The sequence below is a fragment of the Sandarakinorhabdus cyanobacteriorum genome (genome assembly GCF_002251755.1).
Classification (GTDB): domain Bacteria; phylum Pseudomonadota; class Alphaproteobacteria; order Sphingomonadales; family Sphingomonadaceae; genus Sandarakinorhabdus; species Sandarakinorhabdus cyanobacteriorum.
Genome location: NZ_NOXT01000121.1, coordinates 1 through 23,224, shown reverse-complemented (window position 1 = coordinate 23,224; position 23,224 = coordinate 1). Strand labels below are relative to the sequence as shown.

The window sequence follows — 23,224 nt, the reverse complement described above, 5'->3', positions numbered from 1 at the left end:
ACGATTTGGCGTCGGGCGGGTTGCAGCTTTGTGACGGCCGGCGTCAATAATTCCACTGCACCTGGGCGCGCAATACCTGGCCTTCGGCCTGGCCGGCCCGGCGTTCATCGGCTTCGCGGCGGCGGGCCCAGCCATAGGACAGGGTGAACTCCAGCGGCACCCCCGGCTGGAATTCGATGCCCAGTTCCAGTTCATCGGTTTCCAGGCGCGGCGCGTTCAGCCCGGCCTTGAAGCCGCCGCGATAAAATTGCCAGCGCGCAAACGGCATGAACGGCCCCAGCGGCGATTGCCGCACCCGGCCCATGGCCTGAACATAGCCGCCGGTCAGCGGCTTGGCCTTGATGGACTGCGTGGCCGGATCAAATTCCGGCCCGGTGCCCCAGTTCCATTCGGCCTGGAATCCGATCGGCTGCGGATAGAGCATGGCGTGCACGCCCACCCGATTGTCGGTGATCGCCGTGGGGTTCACCCCGCCGCTGCGCAGTTCGGGCTGCACCTTGTTGCGCATGATGGCGCCGCCCACTTCCAGCACCTGGCCATCAAGGCCCAGCCCGTCCAGCGCAAAGGGCCAGGTGGCCATCGCCACCGCCATCAGGCTGTTGTTGCTTTCGGCCCGGTTGGTGCCCTGGCCATTGTAGAGCGCGACGCCGAAGGCGCCATAATTGCCGAACAGCTTTTGCCCGTCGGATGCCAGCCGGTTCCAGATCTGCTGCACCTGGGGCGGGGTGTAAAACAGCACCGCACCCAGATCCCGTTCGGTGGGAACCGCGGTGTTGATGCCATCGGTGCGGTCAAGCGCCAGGCGGGCGCTGGAGCTTTGCAGATTCTCCCACCCGAACGGCACCTTGGACTGGCCCAGGCGCAGGCGCAGGCTGTGATCTTCGGTGGGGAAGATATCGACATAGGCATCGCGCAGCTGGCCAAAGCCCTCGCGCCGTTCCCCGACCGACTGGTTGGACACGGCCGAGGCGAAATCCGGCTGCAGATAGAGCGAGACATGATCCGACAGATCGCCCTGCAGGATCAGGCGGACGCGGCGGAAGCTGAAATTGTTGCGGTCGCTGATGCTGTTGTCACCGATGGACCGCAGCCGCGAGACGCCGGCCGGCGCGGTGGCCGCGCCCGCCACGATCTCGTTGACCCGCATCTGGGTATAGCCGCGCAGCGTGAGCTTTTCATACCAGGGCTTGCCGCGCCGGGCCGGGGCCTTGAGCACGATGGCATCGGGCGCGCGGGCAGCGGCGAGCTGGACCGTCGGCGCTGCAGCCGCCACGGCCGCGGGCGGACTGGCCGCCGGTGGGGCGGCAGCGCCGGCCTGAACCGCCGCGCGCAATTCGGCCACCATCGCCTTCAGCTCGGCAATCTGGCGCTGCATCTCGGCAATGGTGGCCGCCGGATCGGCCGGCGCCGGCTGGGCCGCCACCGGTTGGGAAAGGCCGGCAACAACCAGCAGGGGAGCAAGCGAGACACGCATCATCAAGGCGACCCAGTCAGCGCCGGCCGGGCCAGCGCGAATGCTGCGGCGGTATGACAATGGCGTGACTGTTTGACGTCAGTTGGATGACGTTTGCGTTACAATGTCAGAATTGTGAAGTTCAGACCAGCGGCAGGTGGCGCCAGGCCCAAAGCGCCATGCCGGCGGCAATGGCCACGGCATAGGGCAGATCGGCGCCCACCCGGATCAGGCGCGGTGCATCGTCACCCACCACGCCGGCCAGGCTGAGCGAGCGGCGCAGCAGCATGAGCAGCAGCGCCAGCACCCCGCCGGCCAATGCGATCAGCACCACCTGTTCGGCCAGGGTGGCCAGGCTGGCCCAGCAGGCGCAGCCGGTCATCACCTTGACATCGCCGCCGCCCAGCCAGCCGCGGGCAAAGGCCAGCAGGCCAAAGGCAAAGAAGATCCCGCCGGCCGCCGCATGGCTGGCCCAGGCAAAGCCCGGCGTGCCCAGCCCGTGGAGAACAGCGGCAATGATGATCAGGACGGTCAGCGTGTCGGGAATTTCATAGCGCCACAGATCAAAGCCGGCCGCGGCGATGACGGCGATGGCCAGCAAGGCCAGGCCAGCGGTGGCCAATGTCATGCCAAGGTCATTGTTGGGCGGTGGCGGCCTGCGGGCCAGGCTGCACCCCCATCGCCGGCCGGCTGCGCGCCTTCAGATCGGCCAGATATTGCAGATTGGCCCAGGCGGTGCGGTCAAACTGGGGATTGAGGCTGAGCGCCCGGTTGAAATAGGCTTCGGCGACGGTGAGATCGCCGCGCGCCATGGCGGCATAGCCTACGGTGTTCAGATCAACCGCCAGGCTGGCGCGGTTGCTGTGGCGGAAGGCCTCCTGGTAACGGCCCTGCATGGCACGGGCCAGCGCCAGATTGGTGCGCACCACCCGATCATTGGGGGCCAGCGCCTGCGCCCGTTCCAGATCGCGCTCGGCCGCGACATGGTGGCCGCGCAGCAGCATCGACCAGCCCCGGTTGGCCAGCATGGCCGCATCACCGGGCGCGGCCGCAATCGCCTTTTCATAGGCCGCATCGGCAGTGGCCCAATCCTTGCGGCGATCGGCAATCACGGCCCGGGCGTTCCAGGCCCGGGCAAGGCCGGCATCCAGCGCCACCGCCTTGTCCAGCGCGGCGATGGCGTCATCCAGCCGCGCCTGCTTCAGCCGGGTGATGCCCAGCCCCTGCCAGGCCCGGGCGGCAAGCGCCCCTTCGGTCAAGGCACCAAAGCCGTCGGCGGCTTCGGGCAGCGAGCCACCGGCCAGCGCCAGTTCGGCCCCACGCAGGGCCACATCCGCGCTGCCGGCGGCCCACATCGGGGCAATCAGGGCGCGGGCATCGGCCAGCCGGCCGCTCGCGATCGCCGCATCCAGCAGCGCCAGCGCCTCGGGCGTTGGTGGGGCACTGGCCTGGGCCAACACAGCGGCCGCATCGGCGGCGGGCTTGCGCTCGCGGGCGAAGGCCGGCGCAACCAGCGCTATCACCATCGCCATCAGCAGCACCAGCACCGCCAGCTTGTGCAGCCGGCGGATGCGCCCGGCCTCTGCCCCGGCCGCAAAGGATCGCGCCTCGGCCAGCACGCTGCTGCGGCCGCCGTCTGGATCGAGACCGAACCGGTCAGGCACGGCTGGCCTCGATGCGGGCGACCAGCCGTTCCAGCCGGGCGATGGCGCGGCGGATATCGGCGGCCGGATCGGCCGGTGCCGATGGCGGCAACAGCGGTTGCGGCGTGGCGCGGCGCGGCGGCGCCAGCAGGGTGCGGTGGTCCATCGGCAGCACGGCCGCCTGGGCCAGGATCAGCAGCGCCTGATCGTTGCGACGCGGCGCGGCGGCGAGCGCCGGCGGTGGCGCCAAGGCCGGGGCGGGATCGGGCGCAGGATTGGGCAGTGGCGCGGGCGCAACCGGGCGTTGCGCCTTCTGGGCCGGGGGCGATGCATCCGCCGCCCTCGCAGCGGCCACGGGGGTGGCCAGGGCCGGGGTCGGCGATGCGGGGGGCAATGGCTGCGCCGGGCGGGTGAGATCGGCGGCATCGCCCAGGCGCGCCGCAAGTTCGGCCGGCAAGGCTTCGGCCTGGCCTTTGGGGGCCGCCAGCCGCTGGACTGGCAGCACCGGCACAGCGACCGGAGCCGGCGGCAGCGCGGCCGCCAGCCGGGGCGTGGCGGGCCGGGCGGCTGCCACCGCGGTGGGTGGCGGCGCGGGGGCGCGGGCCGGCGCTGGCGTCTGGGGTGTGGGCAGCACCAGCACGGCTTCGCCGTTGGCCACCATGTCGATGCGGGCCGCCGCCAGCCGCAGCGGCGCCGCTGCGGGCGGCAGGGCCGCGGCCGGCGCGGCGGCGGCCTCCAGCCGGGCGGCAATCTGGGCAAGGGCGCGGCGGGCGGCGCCGGCAACGCGGGGGTCGCTGCCGGCAGCCGCGCGCTGCAGCGGCGCGATGGCCTCGCGGTCGTGGCCGGCGCGCGCCAGCGACCAGCCCAGATTGTAGGCGATGTCGGCGGCGGTGGGTTCGATGGCGAGGGCCTGTTCGAAATGCTGGCGGGCCAGATCGGCCCGGCCCAGCCGGTCATAGGCGACACCCAGGCCATTGAGCGCTGCAACATTGCCGGCATCGACAGCCAGAACCGTGCGGAAGGCGGCGATGGCCTGCACCGGATTGGCCGCCAGCAGCAGGGCGCGGCCTTCATCAAGGCCGGATTCAACCGAAGCGGCCGGCCCGAGGCCCGGCGTGGCACCCGGCAGCGCGCTGACGCGGCTGCGCATGTCGGACGGCAGATCGCGCGCGCTGGCCGCCGATGCCAGCAGCATGGCGCAGACAAGGCTGGAGCGGCCGACCATCATCACTTGCTCTCGCTCGCGTCAGTGGCGGTCTGCATGGCATCGCGCATCCCGATCGCCGCCGGCAGCATCAGCACCGCCACCATCACCGGCAGCATGAAGCACACCAGCGGAACCGACAGCAGCACGGGAATGCGGTGAGCCTTTTCCTCGGCGCGCAGGCGACGGGCCTCGCGCATTTCGGCGCTGTAGATGCGCAGGGCGCTGGCGACCGATGCCCCCAGCTTGTCGGACTGGATGATGAGGGTGGTGAAGGCGGTGATCTCGGCCACGCCGCTCTTGCGGGCAAGCATGCGCAAGGCCACCTCGCGGCTGCGCCCGGCGCGCAGTTCCAGGCTGACCTGGGCAAACAGCCGCGCCAGCAGCGGGTGCGAACCGGTGATCTCGGCGCCGACACGGCTGAAGGCGGCATCGATGCCGAGGCCGGCTTCCAGACAGACGAGCATGAGATCGAGCGTGTCGGGAAAGCCGTTCAGGATTTCCTTGGCCCGCTCGCTGGCGCGCGACGAGACGATGATGCCGGGCACATAAAGGCCAAGCGCGGCCGCACCGATCAGCATGACATAGAGCTTGGTGGACGATGGCCAGTTGCCGCTGATGGTGATCAGGAGCAGCACGAACGAAGGCAGGGCCAACGTCGCCACGGCCCGGGCCAGCGTGAAGGCGCGCGGCGCATAGCTTTGATCAAAGCCGGCCATCGCCAGCTTCTCGACCAGCTTGTCGGACGTGGAATCGGTGAGGCCGATGCCGCGCCGTTCGATTTCCTGCACCAGGCGCGACCAGGTGCCGGTGGCGATATCGTTGCGGATGCTGCCGGGGCCTGCATCGGGCGCGCTGCCGCCGCCCTGTGCCGCCAGCCGCGCCTTGATATCGGTGCGGCCCAGCACGATCGGCGCCAGCGCCAGCACCACCAGCACCACGGCAATGAACACCAGGCCCAGCACGATCCAGTTGGCAAGATCTCCGGTCAATGCCATCGCCCGCCCCGCCTCAGACCTTGATCGCGATCAGGCGGCGCATGATCACCACCCCCAGAACATACATGAACAGCACGCCCAGCACGCCGGGCATGAACCAGCGATCGTCCGCCACATCCAGATAGAAGGATGGATCCTTGGTGAAGACGCTGATGAAGGTGAGCACCGGCAGCGCGGTGAGCAGGCTGCCGGTCATCTTGCCTTCCGAGGCGAGCGCCCTGACCTTCAGCACCATGGCGGCGCGGTCGCGGATCACGCGCGACAACCCGTCCAGAATGTCGGCCAGGCTGCCGCCGGTTTCGGTCTGGATCGAAACCGACACGACGAACATCGCCAGATCGGGCGTCTGCACCCGATCGGCCAGATTGGCCAGCGCATCGCGCAGCGCATAGCCATAGTTCATTTCGGCCAGCACCAACCCCAGTTCGGACGAGAGCGGATCCGGCAGCTCCTCCACCACCAGTTCCAGGGCCGAGTTGATCGGGTAACCCGCGCGCAGACCACGCACCAGCACATCAAGCGCGGTGGGGAACTGCGCCTCGATCAGCTTCAGCCGGCGGGCGGCGACATAGTTGATCCACAGCACCGGCAGCACCATGCCGATGCCGGCGGCGAACAGCAGCAGCACCAGCACCGCGCTGGGCGACCGGATCTGGCCGGTGATGCCGCCGAGCACCGGGAAGATGAAGGCAATCAGCGCGGTGGTGGTGGCCATCAGGGTGAGCATGCGTTGCGCGCTCATCCGGATGCCGGCCTGGCTCATCCGGCTGTCGAGATAGCGGATGACCGATGGCAGCAGCGATTTCGACACGTCGGTGGTCTGCCGGCGCAGCGCCGTGATGATTTCGGCGCTGCTGGCGCCCTGTTCGATCAGGGCCATGCGCTTGGACACCCGGCGCTTTGCGCCATAGGTGTCGCGCCACCACAGGAACACGCCTTCGAACAGCAACACCGCCGCCAAGAAGATGATGCCATAGAGCACCAGTTCCGGATTGATGAAGGCGGGCAGCGTCATGGCTCAGCTGTCCTTGCGCCGGAACGGGTCGAACATCGTCGACGGCAGATCATAGCCGCGCGATTTCAACACTTCCATGAACTTGGGCCGCACGCCCATCGGCCGCATCTCGCCGATCACCTTGCCTTCGGCATCCACCCCTTCGCGCACGAACTTGAAGATTTCCTGCATCAGGATGATGTCGCCTTCCATCCCGGTGATTTCCGCCACCGAGGTGACACGGCGGGTGCCATCCTGCAGGCGTTCCAGTTGCAGCACCACGTTGATCGCCGATGCGATCTGGGCGCGCGCCGATTTCGGGCTGATATCGATGCCCGACATGCCGATCATCTGTTCCAGGCGCGACAGCGCATCGCGCGGCGTGTTGGCATGCAGCGTCGTCATCGAACCATCGTGGCCGGTGTTCATCGCCTGCAGCATGTCGAAGGCTTCACCCGATCGGATTTCGCCCAGGATCACCCGGTCGGGCCGCATCCGCAGCGCGTTCTTCACCAGATCGCGCTGGTTGACCTCGCCGCGGCCCTCGATGTTGGCCGGGCGGGTTTCCAGCCGCACGACATGGCTCTGCTGCAACTGCAGCTCGGCCGAATCCTCGATGGTGACCACGCGTTCATGGGCACCGATGGAGGCCGACAGGGCGTTCAGCATCGTCGTCTTGCCCGAACCGGTGCCGCCCGACACGATGACGTTGCGCCGGCTGGCCACCACCGCCTTCAGCATGGTGGCGCAATCCGGGGTCATCGATCCATACTCGACCAGCTTGTCGATGCTGGTGCGGCTGGGCGGGAATTTGCGGATCGACAGGCAGGGCCCATCGATGGCCAGCGGCGGGATGATGGCATTGATGCGGCTGCCGTCGGGCAGGCGGGCATCGACCATCGGCGAGCTTTCGTCCACCCGGCGGCCAACGTTGGAAACGATCTTGCCGATGATGCGCAGCAGGTGCTGGTCGCTGGCAAAGCGGGTGCCCACCTCCTCGATGCGGCCGCGCCGCTCGACGAACACCTTGGTCGCGCTGTTGACCATGATGTCGGAAATGGTCGGATCCTTCAGCAACGGCTCCAGCGGGCCCAGCCCCAGCAACTCGTCCAATATGTCCTCAACCAGCTGGCGCCGCTCGGCAGCGTTCAGGGCCTGGTTGTTTTCCTTCAGCATTTCCTGAACGATGTCGCCGATGTCGCGCTGCATCTGATCGCGCGTCATGGTTTCCAGCGCGGCCAGATTGATGCGATCGATCAGATTCTGGTGCAGCGTCACCTTCAGTTCGGTGTAATCGTCGCGCCGCCGGTCCTTGATGCTCACCACCGGTGCCGGGGTCGGGGCGGCAACGGCCGCCGGTGCATTGTCGGCAGTGGGCGGTGCCGCCGCCGCGGGCTTGCGACGGGTGGGGAAAATCATGCCCCGACCTCCAGCGCCAGCAGTTCATCGGCCAGGGCGGCCGCCATGGTGCGCATTTCCTTGTCGATGCGCGCCTTCAGCTTCATCTGGCCGACCGGCTTGCCTTCATCCAGCGCCGCCGACACGGTGGGATAATCATTGCACAGCGCGAAATGCACCTTGTGGCGCAGCACGGATTCCGCCTCCGACAGATCATATTTGCCGAACAGGCCGGGGGTCATGCGGTTCATCACCACCCGCACCCGCTCACCCAGATTATTGGCTTCCAGCACATCGAGCTGGCGGCGGCACTGCTGCACGCCCGACACGGTGAGCTGTGACACCAGCAGGATCTGATCCGCCTTCTGCATGGCGGCGGCCGACCAGTCGATCCACACGCCGGGCATGTCGAGCACGACCAGATCATAATTCTGCGCCGCCACATCCAGCAGCCGTTCCATGAATTCCGGCGTCAGGGCGTCCAGCGGGTTCATGTCGGCCGGGGCCGCCACCACGCCCATGCCGGATTGGTGGCGTTCCACCACCATGCGCAGGAATTCGGCGTCCAGCCGGTCTTCGGCCTCGATCAGATCGGCGATCGACAGCCGCGGCTTGAGGTTGAGATAGAGCGCGGCGTTGCCCCGCTGCACGTCCAGATCGATCAGCAGCACCTGCTTGCCATCAGCCCACAGCTGCGCCAGCTGGGTGGCCACCATGCTGGTGCCCATGCCGCCCAGCACGCCCTGCACGGCAATGATATTGGCCTGACGCGCCGGGCCCTGGCCCGTGGCGCGCGCCACCCGGTCCCGCCCGGCATCGATGGCCTGGCCCAGTTCCTCCAGGCTGAAGGGGATGGGCAGCACATCGGCGATGCTGGAACGCAGCAGCCGGCGGGTGATGGCGATGGTCAGATCCTCCACCGCAGCCACCACCGGAATACGCTGGCCGGGGCCGGCGGCAAAATTTTCCAGTGCGGCCAGATCGGCGGCATTGTCGGGATCGATCTGCACCACCAGCAGATCGGTGCGGCGGATCAGCGGCGCATTGCCGGCAAAGGCGGCAAAGCCACCGTCAAACAGCCGGATATCGGCGTTGAGCACGTTCAGCCGCCCGCCATCCAGCTTGGCGGCCGTCTGCGGGTGCAACACCATGGTCACGCGCAGGTCGCCGCCCTCGCGCGCGGCTGTATCGCCGGCATCGGCGGCCTTGCCGGCAAAGGCACCAAGGCGAGCCAGCAGAGCCATCAGCGTGGCCCCGACGGGCTGGCGGCGGGGCCGCCAGAGCCCCGCTGTTGTGCATTGGCACCCACCTGGGATTCACCGCTGATCGAACGCAGCGGGGTCACCCGGCCATCAAGATAGCGGTTGATGGCAGCTTCGGAGCGCACGCCATTGCTGCCCTCGATCTTCACGCCGGCATAGGTGGGATGCAGATCAACCACATGGGCAGCCACATTCTTCTGCACCGAAGCACCCAGTTGGCGGTCTTGCGCGGCAGCCGGTGCGGCCAGCACCAGGGCAACCAGAAGGATGGCAGCCTTGCCCATGCATCACCTCACGATATGGCCGTGGTCGGCTGCGACGCCGCCTGGCTTGTTGATGGCATTGGCCGGGCCCGGCAGCGGCAGCGCCGGCAGCATCGGCCCGCGGCGTTCGCTGTTGCCCAGCAGGAAGAAATCGGTGTCGCTCGGCTCGTCCACCTGGTCGGTGGGCAGGGCCAGCGCGCCGCTGTCGGCCGCCACCGGCCGCACGATGCGCGGTGTCACCAGGATCACCAGCTCGGTTTCCTGGCGGTTGAAGCCGCTTGACCGGAACAGCGCGCCCAGGATCGGCAGGCGACCCAGCAGCGGCACCGCATTGATGGTGTCGCGGAAATCATTCTGGATCAGCCCGGCCAGCGCAAAGGTCTGGCCATCGCGCAGTTCCAGCGTGGTGCGGGCACGGCGCACCTTCAGGCCGGGAATGCGCAGGCCATTCAGGTCAATCCCGGCCGTCGGGTCAAGGCTCGACACTTCGGGTGCGACCAGCAGGTTGATCAGCCCATCTTCCAGCAAGGTGGGCGTGAAGGCCAGCGCCACGCCAAACTGCTTGAACTCGATCGAAACCTGACCGTTCACCGCAACACCGGTGGGCACCGGAAACTCGCCGCCCGCCAGGAAGTTGGCGGTTTCACCCGACAGCGCGATGATGTTGGGCTGGGCCAGGGTGCGGATCAGGCCCTTGCTCTCCAGCGCCTGGAACGAGACGTTGAGGCCGGGAAAACGCAGGGCGGCGCCAAAGGTGCCGCTGATGCCGGCGCCCGGCGTCGAGATGGTGCCGCCTTCGGTCACCACCCCTTCCGGGGTCAGAGTGCCGCGCGCCGGGCCGCCAAAGGCCACGCTGTTGATGCCCAGGGCCTTGACCGTGCCGCGCTGCATCTCGGCAAAGCGCACCTCCAGCAGGATCTGCTGGGCGGTGCCGACACCGGCCATGTTCATCACCTTGCGCGGGGCATAGGCCTCCGCGATCGAGGCCGCGCGCTGCAGCGCCGCAGCGCTGGAGGCGGTGCCCGACAGGATCAGCGTGTCGTTCGCCACCTGGACGCCCAGATTCTCGGTCGGCAGGATCTCGGCCAGCTTCTGCTTCAGGCCCATGGCATCCGGGCTCACGGTCACATCAACCACTGCGATCACGCCGCCGGCCTTGTCATACAGGGTCAGGTTGGTGGTGCCGATCTGCTTGCCCAGCAGATAGGCGACACTGGTGGTGACCGCCGAGACATCGGCAATATCGGCATTGCCGATCGCCAACCGGGCAAACGGGCGCGGCACGCGCAGCGTCTGCGACTTGTTGATCGGCAGGTTGAGCGACAGGCCGGTGTGGGCCTCCATGCTGGCCTGCGCCATCGCCGGCAACACCGGCAGGGCAGCGGCGGCCAAGGCCGCGATCAGGAAGGCGCGTTTCATCATTTGCCCATCACCGGCTGAACGGATTCCGTTGTGCCCCGCATCACCACCACCCCAGGCGGCGGCGGCGCCGGCGTCGAACCACCGGTCGCCGGCGCGCCGGCAGGGCCGCCACCGCCGCCACTGCCCGCGCCGGGCTTGCGCACCAGCCGGGTGATCGTGCCATCGTTCAGGTCCATCACCTGGGCGGTTTCCAGCCGCACGCGGGCTTCATCGGTGAAGTGGCGCAGCACCAGGTTGAGCGTGCCGACAGTCTGGGCGAGCGAGATTTTCTGCGCCTGCAGTGGCGTCACCTCGATCGTGGCCGTCTTCACCACCTCGGGCTTTTCCTTGCCCAGGTTGGTGTCGCTGCCCACGGCCAGCACGCGCACGCCCTGCGCCAGCAGCTCGGCATAGGGCATCGCCTCTTCCGGCTGGCGGGTGAAGAACACGTCCACCCGGTCGCCGGGGAAAATCAGGCCGGACACGCCCGCGACCTCGTTCACCGGCACCGCGATGGCGCGCATTTGCGGATTGAGCAACGGCGCGGTCGACAGGCGATTGGCACCCGTGGCGAGGGATTTTTCCGTCAGGATCTCGTTGGCCACGATCGGTCGCATCGCGGTGCGGCCGTCGGCGCTGGTCAGATCCTCGATGCGCTGGAAGCTGCCCGCCGGCACATTGTCGGCCGGCCATTCGACCAGCTTCAGCTTGGCCGGCGCAAGCTTCTCGCCGAAATTGATGTCTGCCGCTGCCACCACGGTGGGCACGGTGCGCAGCCGACGGCTGGAATCGGCCCCGGCGCCACCGCCGACGCCCATGAAGGTGCGGGCAAACAGCACGGCCACCAGGCCCAGCGCCACGGCGGCAATCAGCATGATGATGGAAGACCGGCGCATCAGCGCGGCAACCGCATCCGGGCGGCGCGCGGCGCCGGCATCCGGGCAGGATCACGTCGCGCCGGGCGGCCATGGCCGGCATCCGGGCGGACGGACGGGAGAAACTTCGCGAACTCGGGCATGCCCACGTATCGACCCCTTGGATGGTTCATGCCGGCCTGGCCTGGCATGTCGTCCGGCCCTGCGCCGGCGCACGTCCAAGGATAACGCACCCCTGCCCCTTACGCTGGTCGGGGTCCTTGCTTGTGCCGGGTCGCACCAGCTGCTGTTTGCCTCGCCTGGCGCGCGAACCCCGTCGGACCGTCTGATCAATCAGCCTGATGTTCCGGCTGCACCTGTGGCCAAAGGCCAGAATCTTGTTGGCTGGCCGGGCAGTCGCCCGGCCAGCCAACCCGACCAGCTTACTTGGCGGCGTTGAAGTCGCCGTCCGACTGACCTTCCAGCGCGGTGCCGGCGCTGGTCATGGCGGTGCTCAGCGAGCCACCGAAGGCGTTGGCGCCGGCAACGACCAGGCCGCCCAGCACGGCGACGATCAGGGCGTATTCGGCAGCCGAAGCGCCCGACTTGTTCGACTTCAGGTTCTTGAGGATCTTGATCATTTCAACTGTTCCCGCTGTTACGGCCGTAGCCGTTATTGAGACCGGATAGAAAAATACTTCTATCCAGGGGATCACCGTTGATGCCGGTCGGATGAAACCACTGCTCCCTCCAGCCGGTATCCCAGAAACATGCATATTGGTGCTTTTTTTTCAGCACAATATCCAAAATGGTTACAGCAATATTCATTAAAACTAACGACATGCTCCATGTTTACTTGAACGAAGCAAAGTTTTACAGAAATTGATTAATTGCAAAAAAAGGCGGATATCAACGGCTTAGCGGCACGCAGCGAGAAATTGGCAATCTCCCTTGCCAAAATATTCGCTGCCGTGAAAAGCCCGTGAAATCAGCGTGCTAAATGGGTCAGGCCCGCAGGTGCGGCGACCGGGGCCATTTACCATCTGCCGATGCCGGAAATGGCAGCGCGCACGCCAAATGCGCACCGCTCTGCGTCATTTGGCGAGGGTGGAAATGACAAAAGTTAAGGTCGATTGCGTCAAAAAATTACGCGATTTGGCATGATCAGCGCCACATTCGTTCGAATCGGTGCCGAATCGGCCGCCGAATCACCGTTTCGCAAGCTGCCATTCAATCGCGCCGCGATAGGTCCAGGGCATCGGGCTGCCATCCACATCCTGGGCCGGCACGAACCGCGCCCGGGCCTTCAGCAACACGCAGGTGCCGCGATCCAGGCTGGCGTGCCCGCTTGACGCGTCGATCTGGCAGGATTCCACCCGGCCATCACGGCCGACCTCCAGCCGATAGCCCACGGTGCCACTGTGCCCGGCCGCCAGCGCCGCCGCCGGATAACTGCCATCATGGAACCAGCGGTCCTGCATGCAGGGCTCGGCCACCATCGGCCCGCTGATCTGGCGGTCGGGGCAGCGGATCGGCGGCGGTGCAGCCGGCGGCGGCGGTGCCACCTGCGGCAGCTGGCGGACCTGGCCCTTGAAAAACTCCAGGCTGGCCATCGCCTGTCCGGCATCGTTCAGGGCCGGCTTGAACCGGGCGTTGGCGATGATCTGCTGGCACAGCGCCTTGTCCAGGCGGGCAACGCCGGTTGATTGCGCCATGCTGCAATCGGCAACGCGGCCATCACCGGCAACGGCCAGCCGCACCTCATAGCGATAATCGCCGGCGGGCGCCTGCAGGGCGGCCGCATCGATCCAGGCCCTGGTATCGCCCACGGGCCGGGCCGGCTGCCACTTGCCTTCCCGGCGCGGCGGCTGCTGCTCGCCAGCCGGCGGGCGTTCCCACAGGCCAGCCACAATGGCCACCAGCACGGCAATCACCACAAAGCGCACCAGCCAGCCGCCGCCATCGCCCTGGTTGCCGCGCAGCATCCGCCACAGCGAGGTGGCGCCAAACACCAGGAAGAACAGCAGGCCAGTGCGCGGCAGGCCGGTGCGTTCGTCAATCCACCAGCTGCTGCTGCCCAGCCCGGCGATGATCCCGCCGGCGCCCTCAACCGATGGGTCGATCAGGCTGATCAGTTCAAGGCACAGCAGGGCCAGCCCGGCCAACGCCACGACCGGCGCGATCTGTTGCCAGCCGCTGGTCATCCGCAAGGCCACCAGCCCTGCCAGCGCCGGCAGCGCCAGCAGGCCCAGGGCCCGGCCCACCAGCCCGGCATCGATCAGCGCCAGGCCGGCCGCCAGACCGGCAGCGACCGCGCCGGCCGCCAGCACCAGCCAGGGCGCCAGCGGCCCGCCCGCCTGTTGCCCCCAGCGCGACAGCAGCCGCCGTGCCGCCCAGCTGATCTGGTCTCCCGCCTGCCACCAGGCCAGGCCGCAACCGCAGATCGCCATGGCCCGGATCGGCCCTTGGCCATCCGCCGCCGGCGCACCGCCCACCAGCAGCGCCAGGAACAGCCAAACCGGCAGGGCGCGGATCAGGCCGGGGGCAAGATCGCGCCAGCCTTCCGGGTGCAATTGATCATTGGCCAGCAGCATCCAGCCACAGGCGAGCAGCAGCGGCAGCAGGAACAGGGGGTTCAGCAGCGGCACCGCCGGCCACAGTGCGGCCAGCAGCGGCAGCGCCAGCACGGCCAATGGCCAGGCCGCATAATGCCATTCCGGCCGGTCCCAATCCGATTGCCAGTCCAAGCGGCGGCGGAGCAGCCACAACAGGCCCCACGGCGCCGCCCAGGCCAGCAGGCTGAGCCCGGCCGCGGCCGGCTCCGCCCAGCCCGCGCCATCGAGCGCGGCAACCAGCAGCACCGATGCCAGCGGGATCATGACAAGGATCATCCACAGCCGCAGCCGGGGCTTGCCATGATAGCTGCGCCACCAGGCCAGCGCATCGGCATTCAGCCAATCGGCAATGCCCGGCAAGGGCCCGTCCACCAGGCCCAGGATCTGCCGCGTCTGCGCCGGCTCGGCCGAAAACAGCGCCTTCAGCTGCCGCCACCAGCCCATGCCCGGCGGCGCCGACAATGCGACATAGCCCAGATGCAGCGGCGTGTGGCGGCGGGCCATGTTGACGACGAACTCGCCCTCCTCGCGCCGGCGCAGCAGCCGGTCGATATCGGGGCTGCGCTGGCCCGGCGGCAGATCGGACCAGCCAAAGCGTTCGATCGCATGCACCACCAGCGGGTCGCTGTCGGGCAGATGATGGGCCATCACGGCCGCGACCCAGGGTTCGATGCGGTCGCGCGCCGCAATGTCGATCAGCGCCGGGGCCGCCAGCAAATCATCAAGCGCGCGCTGCTGGCGCGGCTGGTCGGGCCCGGCGATGATGGCATCGAACAGCGCCTGCTGCCGTGCCAGCAGATCGGCCTGATCCGCCGCCCGCTCGGCCGCCAGCGCAGCCACTGCCGGATCGACCGGCGTGGTCAGATCAGCCTGGGGCGGGGCGGGTTCGGGCGGCGGCGCGGGGGAAGGGGCTTCGGCGGTCGGCGCTTCGTCGTCGGGCGCCTCGTCCGGCCATTGCTGGCGCCATTTCAGCTGGTTCAGCGCCGCATCATGGGCGGCCCGCAATGCCATGAAGCCTTCGGGATCATCCTCCGGGTTCACGCCCTTCAGAGCTCGCGCATAGGCACGGCGTATCGCGTCGCGGTCTGCGCCCGGCGGCAGGCCCAGAATTTCCCAGGGGTTCACAGCCAGCGCGGCCCATCAATCTGGTCCAGCGCGGCCATCAATTCGTCACGGGCGGTGTCGGCCACCCGCACATCCTGCGTGGCCAGCGCGCCCTGGAACTGCTGGATCAGGCGGCCGATCCAGTCCCGCTCGTCGCCCAGTGCGTCTTCCCACAGCCGTTCGGCCCGGGCCAGCGCCGCACGGTTGGCCTCGCTGTCGCGCGGGTGCTGCTTCAGCAGCGCCAACGCCGCCCGCCGGCGCTCCATCTCGGCCGGGCTCACCTGATCCTCCGGATCGGCGATCACCAGATTGTGCCGCTCCCCGGTGGGAATCACGTGGACATCCACCTCCAGAAGCCCGTTGATGTCGTAACTGAAGCGCACCTCGATGGGCTGGCCTTCCGGCCCGCGCGGCATCGGCACCTTCAGCTCGCCGATGCGCACATTGTCGGCCACGCGCCGTGCCTCGCCCTGGTAAATGCCCAGCACGATCTGCTTCTGGTTGGCCGACATCGTCTCATAGATGTTCACCCGGCTCACCGGCACCGTGGTGTTGCGCTCGATGATCGGCGAGAAAATGCCCTCTTCAATCGCCCCGCCGGGCAGCCGCTCGGCAATATTCACCCCCAGCGAATAGGGGCAGACATCGGTGACCACCACTTCCTTCAGGGCGGCGTCACGCGCCTTCAGCCCGGCCTGCACGGCAGCGCCCAGGGCGACCGCCTCATCCGGGTTGATGCTGGCGTTGGGGAAGCGGCCAAACATCTTGGCCACGGTGCGGCGCACGATCGGCATGCGGGTGGCGCCGCCGATCAGGATGATTTCCGACAGGCTGTCGGGCGCGATATCGGCATCGCGCAGCGCGCGCAGCACAGGGTTGCGCATGCGGTCGAGCAGCGGCTGGGCGGCGGACTCAAAGCCTTCCGCCGTCACATCATGGGCAAATTGCTCGCCCTGCCAGCTCAGTGTCATTGTCGTGCTGCTGGCGCTGGTCAGCGCCCGGCGGGCCCGCTCGGCCGCTTCCATCAGCTTGGCCGACAATTGGCGGTCGCCCTGCAGGCCGGCCGCCAGCCGCTTGTCGGCCGCCGCCATCAGGTTGGCCAGCGCCTGGTTGAAATCCTCGCCGCCCAGCCGGTTGTCCCCGGTGGAGGCGCGCACTTCGATCACCCCTTCGAAAATCTCCAGCACCGACACGTCAAAGGTGCCACCGCCCAGATCGAACACCAGGAACCGGGTCTCGCCCGCCAGCTGGTGGATGCCATAGGCCAGCGCCGCCGCGGTCGGCTCGTTGATCAGCCGCTCCACCTTCAGCCCGGCCAGTTCGCCGGCACGGCGCGTGGCCTTGCGCTGCTTGTCGTTGAAATAGGCCGGCACGGTGATCACCGCTTCCGTCACGGCCTGGCCCAGATGCGCCTCGGCATCCTCCTTCAGGCTGCGCAGCACCATCGCCGACAATTCCTCGGCGCCATAATCTTTTCTGCCCAGCGTCACCCGGTGCTGGGTGCCCATATAGCGTTTGAAGGCGGTGGCGGTCAGGCCGGCGTGGCTGGCCATGCGCTCCCGCGCCGGGCGGCCGACCAGCAGGCCGCCATCATCATCCAGCCCCACCGCCGACGGCGTCAGCAGCTCCCCCAGCCGGTTGGGGATGAGAACGGGCGCGCCATCCGCCCAATAGGCTGCGGCGCTGTTGGTGGTGCCAAGATCGATGCCGATGATCATGGCGCTGCCATAGCCGGTCTGGTGCGGCCTGCCAAACGCGCGGGCTATTGGCTCAGCGTCTTCACCGCCGCCGCCGCCGCCGAGGCGCGATTCTCGATGCCCATCTTCTCGAAAATCTGTTCCAGATGCTTGTTCACCGTGCGCGGGGAAATGCCCAGGATTTCCGAAATCTCGCGGTTGGCCTTGCCGCGGCTGATCCACAGCAACACCTCGGCCTCACGCTCGGTCAGGCCGTGGCGCTGGGCCAGCAATTTCTCTTCCGCCCCTTCCAGCGTTTCGGTCAGCCGGTAATGGCGTTCGTCGCCCTGGGTGGCGACCACGGTGAACTCCACCTGGCCGCCGGGGAAATCCTGCTTCACCCGGCCTTCGCCCAGCCGCTGCAGCTGGCCCACCAGCGGGCCGGGCAGACGGTCGCCCACGCCGGCGCCAAAGCGCTGGGCCAGGATCTCGGCGCTGCGCGGCGTCGTCCAGGCGATGCGGCCCTCGCCGTCCAGCGCCATCAGCGGCCGGTTGCTGGCATCCAGCGCGCCCTGCGCCCCGGCGGTGATGCGGGCATTGCCCAGATGCACCTTCAACCGCGCCAGCAATTCGGGCAGCACGATCGGCTTCTTGACATAATCGACGCCGCCGGCGGCCAGGCCGTCCACGACATTCTGGGTATCGGTCAGCCCGGTCATGAAGATCACCGGCACCAGCGCCAGCGCCGGATCGGCCTTGATGCGGCGGGTGGTCTCAAACCCGTCCATGCCCGGCATCATCGCATCCATCAGCACCAGATCGGGCAGTTCCTCGGCCAGGCTGGCCAGCGCCGTCTCGCCATTCAGCGCGATGCGCACGGCATAGCCTTCGGCCTCCAGCGTGTCGGTGAGGAAACGCAGGCTGTCGGGCGCATCATCCACCACCAGGATCGTGGCCTGAACATTGGCGCGCGGGCTTTCGCTCATCGGCCGGTCTCTCCCCTGTCGTCGCGACTGTCTGTCGCCTGTTCGTTCAGCAGCTTCTGGAATTGCACTAGATCAAACGCATCCAACGCCGCCGTCAAGCGGCCGACCAGCGGCTTGGCATCGGGCACCGCGGCATCCAGCGCCGCCAGCGCCGCTGCCAGGCCGCGCACATGCCCGGTCCGCGCCAGCCGCGCCAGCTCTGAAAGATGGGCGCGTGCCGCATCGGGCAGGGCGCTGGCCCGCCATGGCGCCCGGTCGGTGCCTTCATACAGCCAGGTCAGGTTCAACTGCCGGCCCAGCTGTTCGAAAAACAGCGCCTGGTCCACCGGCTTCAGCACGAAGCCATCGTGCAATCCCTTGCCTTCGGCCCCCACGAGTTCGCTGGCATTGCCCGAAGCCATCAGGATGGTGATGCTGCGGCCAAAGCGGCTGCGCAGCCGTTCGGCGACTTCCCAGCCATTGAGGCCCGGCATCGACACATCCAGCAGCACCAGATCGGGCCGGCCCAGATCGGCCAGCGACAGCGCCGCGCCGCCCGATCCCGCCACAAACAGGTTGAACCCCAGCGGCCGCAACAGTTCCTGCCACAGGGCGAGCTGGCCGGGATCATCATCCACCGCCAATATGGTGCGGCGCTGGCCTTCATAGCCGATGGGCAGGCCGCGCGCCTCTTCATTGGGCGGCTGGTTCGGTTGCGGCAGCAACAGCTTGAGCACAAAGCGGCTGCCCTGGCCAGGCACGCTCTTCACCGAAATATCGCCGCCCATCACCTGGGACAGCATGCGCGACAGGGCGAGGCCCAGGCCGATGCCCGGCGCCACGCCCGCCGCCCGGCCACCGCCGCGATCAAAGGGCAGAAAAATCCGGTCCATATCCTCGGGGGCGATGCCGATGCCGGTATCAGCCACCTCGATCTCCGCCACCATCGACCGGTAGCGCACGGTCAACACCACGCTGCCGCTCTGCGTGTATTTGATGGCGTTGGAGAGGAGGTTGATCAGCACCTGGCGCAACCGGCGTTCATCGGCCAGCACCCAGGCCGGCAGATTGGGCGCGGCGTTGTAGGCGAAATCCAGCCCCTTGTTGCCGGCCTCGATGCGGAACATCGCCGCCACCTGTTCCAGCAGCGCGCGCAGGCCCACGGTTTCGCGGTTGAGCTTGAGCACGCCCGATTCAATCCGGCTGATGTCCAGCAGCCCTTCGACCAGATCGGCGAGATGTTCGGAGGACCGGCGGATGATGCGCCCGGCCTCGCTGGGGGAGATTGCCGCGCCGCGCTCCAGCAACTGGGCATAGCCGTGGATGGCATTCAGCGGCGTGCGGATCTCGTGGCTCAGGCCCATCAGGAACCGCGTCTTGGCCAGATTGGCCGCTTCGGCGACATCGCGCGCCTGGGCCAGCGCCGCCAGTTGCTGCGCCGTGCTGTCCTCCCCTGGCGGCCGTGATGGCACGCTGCATCCCCCGTCTGTGCTGCACTGCGGCAAACATTAGGGTGACATTGCGTCCGTTGCAAATGGCAGCGGGGCTGGCATGAGCAGGCCACACGCATTTGCGAGGGGGATCATCGATGCGCACCACCCTGTTTGCCCTGCTGCTGGCCAGCACCGCCCCGGCCCTCGCCGCGCCTGCGGTGGGCGTCTCTGCCCCGGCGGTGGGCGTTGCCGAAGCCAACACCACCGCCGCCATCACCCGCATCAAGGCGCTGAACCCGCGCCTCAACGCGGTGATCGCCATCGATCCCACCGCGCTGGATCAGGCGAAAGTGCTGGATGCCGCCAAGACGCGCGGGCCCCTGTTTGGCCTGCCGATCCTGGTGAAGGACAATGTCGACATGGCCGGCCCGCTGCCCACCACCGCCGGCAGCCTGGCCCTGAAAGACAATGTCACCGGCCGCGATGCGCCGTTCCTCGCCCGGCTGCGCGCTGCCGGCGCCGTGCTGCTGGGCAAGACCAACCTGTCGGAATGGGCGAATATCCGCGCCGATGCCTCGATCTCGGGCTGGAGCGCGGTGGGCGGGCAGACCCGCAACCCGCAACCCGCATGCCCTGTCGCGCAACACCTGCGGCTCCTCCTCGGGCAGCGGCGCGGCGGTGGCTGCCCAGATGGTCGATGCCGCGATCGGCACCGAAACCGATGGCAGCATCACCTGCCCGGCGGCGATGAACGGCATTGTCGGCATCAAGCCGACCGTTGGCCTCGTCAGCCGCACCCATGTCGTGCCGATCAGCCACAGCCAGGACACGGCGGGCCCGATGACCCGCGACGTGCGCACTGCCGCCCGGCTGCTCACCGCCATGGCCGGCAGCGACCCGGCCGATCCGGCGACGAAAGAGGCGGACGCGCGCAAGACCGATTACACCGCTGCGCTGAAGCCCGATGCCCTGAAGGGCGCGCGCATCGGCGTGCTGCGTTGGGCCACCGGCTGGCACGCCGGCGTCGATGCCCGCTTCGAAGCCGCGTTGGCCGTGCTGAAGGCGCAAGGGGCCACGCTGGTGGACATCACCACCGGCCCCAACCGGCGCGAAATCGGCCCCAACGAATTCCAGGTGCTGCTGACCGAACTGAAGGCCGATCTGGCGGCCTATCTCGCCAGCACGCCGGCCACGGTCAAAACCCGCACACTGGCCGACGTGATTGTCTTCAACAAGGCCAATGCCGGCACGGAAATGGGCCTGTTCGGGCAGGACACGTTTGAAAAGGCCGAAGCCACCAAGGGCCTGACCGATCCCGCCTATCTGAAGGCGCGCGAAACCTCGCTGAAATTCGCCGGCAAGGAAGGGATCGACAAGATGCTGGCCGAGGCCAAGGTGGAGGTGCTGGTCGCCCCCACGGCCGCGCCGGCCTGGTTCATCGATCCGGTCAACGCCGATCAGGCGCCGGGCGGCGGTGCCGGCGGGCTGGCGGCAGTGGCAGGCTACCCCCACCTCACCGTGCCGATGGGCGGCGTGCGCGGCCTGCCGGTTGGCCTGTCGTTCATCGGCCCGGCGTGGAGTGAGGCACGGCTGCTCGCCATGGGTTATGCCTTTGAACAGGCCGCCCCGACCATGAAGCTGATCCCGGCCATGGTGCAGACGGTGGAAGAAAGCGCCGAGGTGCAGGCGCTGTTTGCCCCGGCCAAACGCTGATCCTGACCCTAGCGGGCCTGGTTGCGCCAGCGCGCCAGGCCCTCGCGGATCAGCGCGCCCACCTCGCGCCGTTCGGGGGCCGACAGGAACTGGCCAACCCGCAACCGCCTGCCCTGGCTGGCCAGGAACAGATGCGCGTCGCCCAGCGGCGTCTCCTCGATGTGGACACGGGTGAAATAGGGCTCCAGCTCGGCCACCCTGGCCTCCCCCCACGGCGAGATGCGGGTGAAGGTGAACTGGCCATCATCGGCCAGCACCAGCCGTTCCCGCGCCCCGCCCGACCGGTAACTGGCCCGCAAGGCCCAGGCCAGCAGCGCCACATCGGCGACCATGAACGGGATCACCGGCCATAGGCCCAGAATCAGGAAGCGGATGGACCCGATCAGGAAAAACCCACCCACCAGCACCAGCAACCACCGCGCCTGATCCCTGCGCAGCGAACGATTGGGGGTGAGGGTGAGATCGAGAATCACGACGCCCCGTTCTTTATGTCACAGCCACTTTACCCGCCACCGGCTTTGGTGGAAGCAAGGTCGCACCATGACCAAGCTTGCCCGCCGGCAGATGACGCCGCCCGAGATCCACGCGTTTTTCGCCCGGCTGTCGGCCGCCAACCCGGCGCCGGTGACGGAATTGGCCTATGGCAATGGCTACCAGCTGCTGGTGGCCGTCGTGCTGTCGGCCCAGGCCACCGATGTGGGGGTGAACAAGGCGACGCGGCGGCTGTTCGAACTGGTCCACACCCCGGCCCAGATGCTGGAACTGGGCGAGGAGGGGCTGAAGGCGCATATCCGCACCATCGGCCTGTTCAACAGCAAGGCCAAGAATGTCATCGCCCTGTCGCACCGGCTGGTGGCGGAGTTTGGCGGCGAAGTGCCCGACAGCCGCGATGTGCTGGAAACCCTGCCCGGCGTTGGCCGCAAGACCGCCAATGTCGTGGTGAACGTGCTGTTCGGCCAGGAAACCTGTGCGGTCGATACCCATGTGTTCCGGCTGGCCAACCGCACCGGCCTCGCACCCGGCAAGACCCCGCTGGCGGTGGAAAACGGCATCATGAAACGGGTGAAGGCGCCGTGGCGGCGCGATGCCCATCATTGGCTGATCCTGCACGGCCGCTATGTCTGCACCGCCCGCAGCCCGAAATGCGGGGAGTGCGCGGTGGCCGATCTCTGCCAGTTCCGCGGCAAGGCGCTGGCGGCCGGCTGAGTTCAGCACGGGTTCAGCCGCCAGTCCGCAGCCTGCGCGGCGAAGGGAGTGACTGATGCGCCATCTGATCCTCACTCTGGCCCTGCTGGCCGTTCCCGCCAGCGCGGCACCGCCCGAACCCGGCACCACCCGATCCTGCCTTGCGCTCGCGATGATCCGCGGCACCAAGGTTGTCGATGGCAAGACCATCGATTTCACCCTGCGCGATGGCAGCGTGTGGCGCAGCACCCTGCCAGCCGGCGAATGCCCGCAACTCGGCTTTGAACGCGCCTTTTCCTACGCCACCGCGCAAAGCCAGCTGTGCAGCCAGGACATCATCACCGTGCTGCAGAACATGGGCGGCCTGATGCGCGGCGCCAGCTGCGGCCTGGGCAAATTCGTGGCCCAACCGCCGCCACCCCCAAAGACCAAACGCTGATTCCCGCTGGCGCCCGCCCGTCACCCCTGCTAACAGCCCTGCCCACGCACCCGTAGCTCAGCTGGATAGAGCGCTGCCCTCCGAAGGCAGAGGTCACAGGTTCGAATCCTGTCGGGTGCGCCATATTTTCAAACACTTATGCCCTTTCAGTTTCATCCGTATGGAAAAAATACGGAAAACCGTGGTTGTGGTTTCGGTGCACCTGGATCGATTCTTCAGCTTGTAGCAGCAGAGGCTGCGCCCATGGCCGGTGTCGCTTTCCCACTCCGCGAGGAGGTGGGTGACTCGTTCTTTGGTGTGCCATCCCGTCGGTGTGACGGCGCAAGTAGGGCTGTTCCAGCTAAACTTGCTAAGATCGCTAATCGCCCTGACACCAGTCATTCGAGTGGCCGCGAGACCATCCTGAAGCCCGCCGTTCCATGGCAACCTGTGAGGCGCTCGCCAAGTTCTACCAGCCCAGAGAGCAGACCGTGCGGCATGTGCATGTGAACCACGGCGGGGAAGCCATCGTCGCCGAGCAATCCCACTATCACACGCGGAGGGGGCAAAATGCCAAACCAGCCGAACAATCCAATGCAACCGGCGGTCGCGTCCCGGCAGGTGGTGTAGGTTATGAGGGTAGCG

The 23,224-nt window shown here is 67.7% G+C and carries 21 protein-coding genes, 1 tRNA gene and 2 pseudogenes; 6 read left to right on the top strand and 18 right to left on the bottom strand.

The window, feature by feature from the left end:
• Window positions 1-43 precede the first annotated feature (43 nt).
• The 17 genes from CHU93_RS13050 to CHU93_RS12975 all read right to left on the bottom strand — a co-directional run bounded on the left by CHU93_RS13050 (window position 44) and on the right by CHU93_RS12975 (window position 19,302).
• A complete protein-coding gene (locus CHU93_RS13050) occupies window positions 44-1,477 on the bottom strand; it encodes a porin (protein WP_423825910.1) in 1,434 nt (477 codons plus the stop codon).
• A 118-nt stretch (window positions 1,478-1,595) separates the two neighbouring features.
• A complete protein-coding gene (locus CHU93_RS13045) occupies window positions 1,596-2,081 on the bottom strand; it encodes a prepilin peptidase (RefSeq protein WP_094474615.1) in 486 nt (161 codons plus the stop codon).
• 7 nt (window positions 2,082-2,088) lie between these two features.
• Window positions 2,089-3,117: a tetratricopeptide repeat protein gene (locus tag CHU93_RS13040; protein WP_094474614.1), complete on the bottom strand. Its 1,029-nt coding sequence runs from the start codon at window positions 3,115-3,117 to the stop codon at window positions 2,089-2,091.
• Window positions 3,110-4,324 (bottom strand): tetratricopeptide repeat protein, encoded by a 1,215-nt coding sequence (locus CHU93_RS13035; RefSeq protein ID WP_094474613.1) that lies wholly within the window; start codon window positions 4,322-4,324, stop codon window positions 3,110-3,112. The genes CHU93_RS13040 and CHU93_RS13035 overlap by 8 nt, the downstream gene beginning before the upstream one ends.
• Entirely contained in the window at window positions 4,324-5,298 is a 975-nt protein-coding gene (locus tag CHU93_RS13030; RefSeq protein WP_094474612.1) for a type II secretion system F family protein, read from the bottom strand. The genes CHU93_RS13035 and CHU93_RS13030 overlap by 1 nt, the downstream gene beginning before the upstream one ends.
• A gap of 13 nt (window positions 5,299-5,311) precedes the next feature.
• A complete protein-coding gene (locus CHU93_RS13025; RefSeq protein WP_094474611.1) occupies window positions 5,312-6,313 on the bottom strand; it encodes a type II secretion system F family protein in 1,002 nt (333 codons plus the stop codon).
• 3 nt (window positions 6,314-6,316) lie between these two features.
• On the bottom strand, window positions 6,317-7,711 hold the full coding sequence (locus tag CHU93_RS13020) for a TadA family conjugal transfer-associated ATPase (RefSeq protein WP_094474610.1): 1,395 nt from the start codon (window positions 7,709-7,711) through the stop codon (window positions 6,317-6,319).
• Window positions 7,708-8,934 (bottom strand): CpaE/TadZ family protein, encoded by a 1,227-nt coding sequence (locus CHU93_RS13015; RefSeq protein WP_086115944.1) that lies wholly within the window; start codon window positions 8,932-8,934, stop codon window positions 7,708-7,710. The genes CHU93_RS13020 and CHU93_RS13015 overlap by 4 nt, the downstream gene beginning before the upstream one ends.
• A complete protein-coding gene (locus CHU93_RS13010) occupies window positions 8,934-9,236 on the bottom strand; it encodes a hypothetical protein (protein WP_086115945.1) in 303 nt (100 codons plus the stop codon). The genes CHU93_RS13015 and CHU93_RS13010 overlap by 1 nt, the downstream gene beginning before the upstream one ends.
• A gap of 3 nt (window positions 9,237-9,239) precedes the next feature.
• Window positions 9,240-10,637, bottom strand: a complete 1,398-nt coding sequence (locus CHU93_RS13005) for a type II and III secretion system protein family protein (RefSeq protein ID WP_094474609.1) — start codon at window positions 10,635-10,637, stop codon at window positions 9,240-9,242.
• On the bottom strand, window positions 10,634-11,512 hold the full coding sequence (gene cpaB, locus CHU93_RS13000) for a Flp pilus assembly protein CpaB (RefSeq protein ID WP_094474608.1): 879 nt from the start codon (window positions 11,510-11,512) through the stop codon (window positions 10,634-10,636). The genes CHU93_RS13005 and cpaB overlap by 4 nt, the downstream gene beginning before the upstream one ends.
• 401 nt (window positions 11,513-11,913) lie before the next feature.
• Entirely contained in the window at window positions 11,914-12,111 is a 198-nt protein-coding gene (locus tag CHU93_RS17120) for a Flp family type IVb pilin (protein ID WP_106408487.1), read from the bottom strand.
• 1 nt (window position 12,112) lies between these two features.
• The gene (locus tag CHU93_RS17605) at window positions 12,113-12,298 is read right to left on the bottom strand and encodes a hypothetical protein (protein ID WP_165768732.1); all 186 of its coding nucleotides are present in this window, start codon (window positions 12,296-12,298) and stop codon (window positions 12,113-12,115) included.
• Between the two features lie 380 nt (window positions 12,299-12,678).
• On the bottom strand, window positions 12,679-15,210 hold the full coding sequence (locus tag CHU93_RS12990) for a TonB family protein (protein WP_094474607.1): 2,532 nt from the start codon (window positions 15,208-15,210) through the stop codon (window positions 12,679-12,681).
• On the bottom strand, window positions 15,207-16,907 hold the full coding sequence (locus tag CHU93_RS12985; RefSeq protein WP_094474606.1) for an Hsp70 family protein: 1,701 nt from the start codon (window positions 16,905-16,907) through the stop codon (window positions 15,207-15,209). The genes CHU93_RS12990 and CHU93_RS12985 overlap by 4 nt, the downstream gene beginning before the upstream one ends.
• Before the next feature lie 44 nt (window positions 16,908-16,951).
• Window positions 16,952-17,851, bottom strand: a complete 900-nt coding sequence (locus CHU93_RS12980) for a response regulator transcription factor (RefSeq protein ID WP_094474605.1) — start codon at window positions 17,849-17,851, stop codon at window positions 16,952-16,954.
• Window positions 17,848-19,302, bottom strand: coding sequence for an ATP-binding protein (locus CHU93_RS12975; protein ID WP_243375672.1), 1,455 nt, complete (start codon window positions 19,300-19,302; stop codon window positions 17,848-17,850). The genes CHU93_RS12980 and CHU93_RS12975 overlap by 4 nt, the downstream gene beginning before the upstream one ends.
• A gap of 116 nt (window positions 19,303-19,418) precedes the next feature.
• Here CHU93_RS12975 and CHU93_RS18180 point away from each other — a divergent pair.
• A pseudogene (locus CHU93_RS18180) lies at window positions 19,419-19,823 on the top strand (amidase family protein); the annotation flags it as partial.
• A complete protein-coding gene (locus CHU93_RS12970) occupies window positions 19,732-20,976 on the top strand; it encodes an amidase family protein (RefSeq protein ID WP_341476587.1) in 1,245 nt (414 codons plus the stop codon). The pseudogene CHU93_RS18180 and the gene CHU93_RS12970, both read left to right, overlap by 92 nt.
• 8 nt (window positions 20,977-20,984) lie before the next feature.
• Here the strand turns inward: CHU93_RS12970 and CHU93_RS12965 are convergent, their stop codons facing one another.
• Entirely contained in the window at window positions 20,985-21,449 is a 465-nt protein-coding gene (locus tag CHU93_RS12965; protein ID WP_094474604.1) for a DUF2244 domain-containing protein, read from the bottom strand.
• A 91-nt stretch (window positions 21,450-21,540) separates the two neighbouring features.
• Between CHU93_RS12965 and nth the strand changes: the two genes are divergently transcribed.
• The 4 genes and pseudogenes from nth to CHU93_RS17765 form a co-directional block, all read left to right on the top strand.
• Window positions 21,541-22,182 (top strand): endonuclease III, encoded by a 642-nt coding sequence (nth, locus tag CHU93_RS12960; RefSeq protein WP_094474714.1) that lies wholly within the window; start codon window positions 21,541-21,543, stop codon window positions 22,180-22,182.
• Between the two features lie 55 nt (window positions 22,183-22,237).
• Window positions 22,238-22,600: a hypothetical protein gene (locus CHU93_RS12955; protein ID WP_094474603.1), complete on the top strand. Its 363-nt coding sequence runs from the start codon at window positions 22,238-22,240 to the stop codon at window positions 22,598-22,600.
• Window positions 22,601-22,646: 46 nt separating this feature from the next.
• Window positions 22,647-22,723, top strand: a tRNA-Arg gene (locus tag CHU93_RS12950).
• Between the two features lie 296 nt (window positions 22,724-23,019).
• Window positions 23,020-23,224: pseudogene (locus tag CHU93_RS17765) on the top strand (hypothetical protein); the annotation flags it as partial.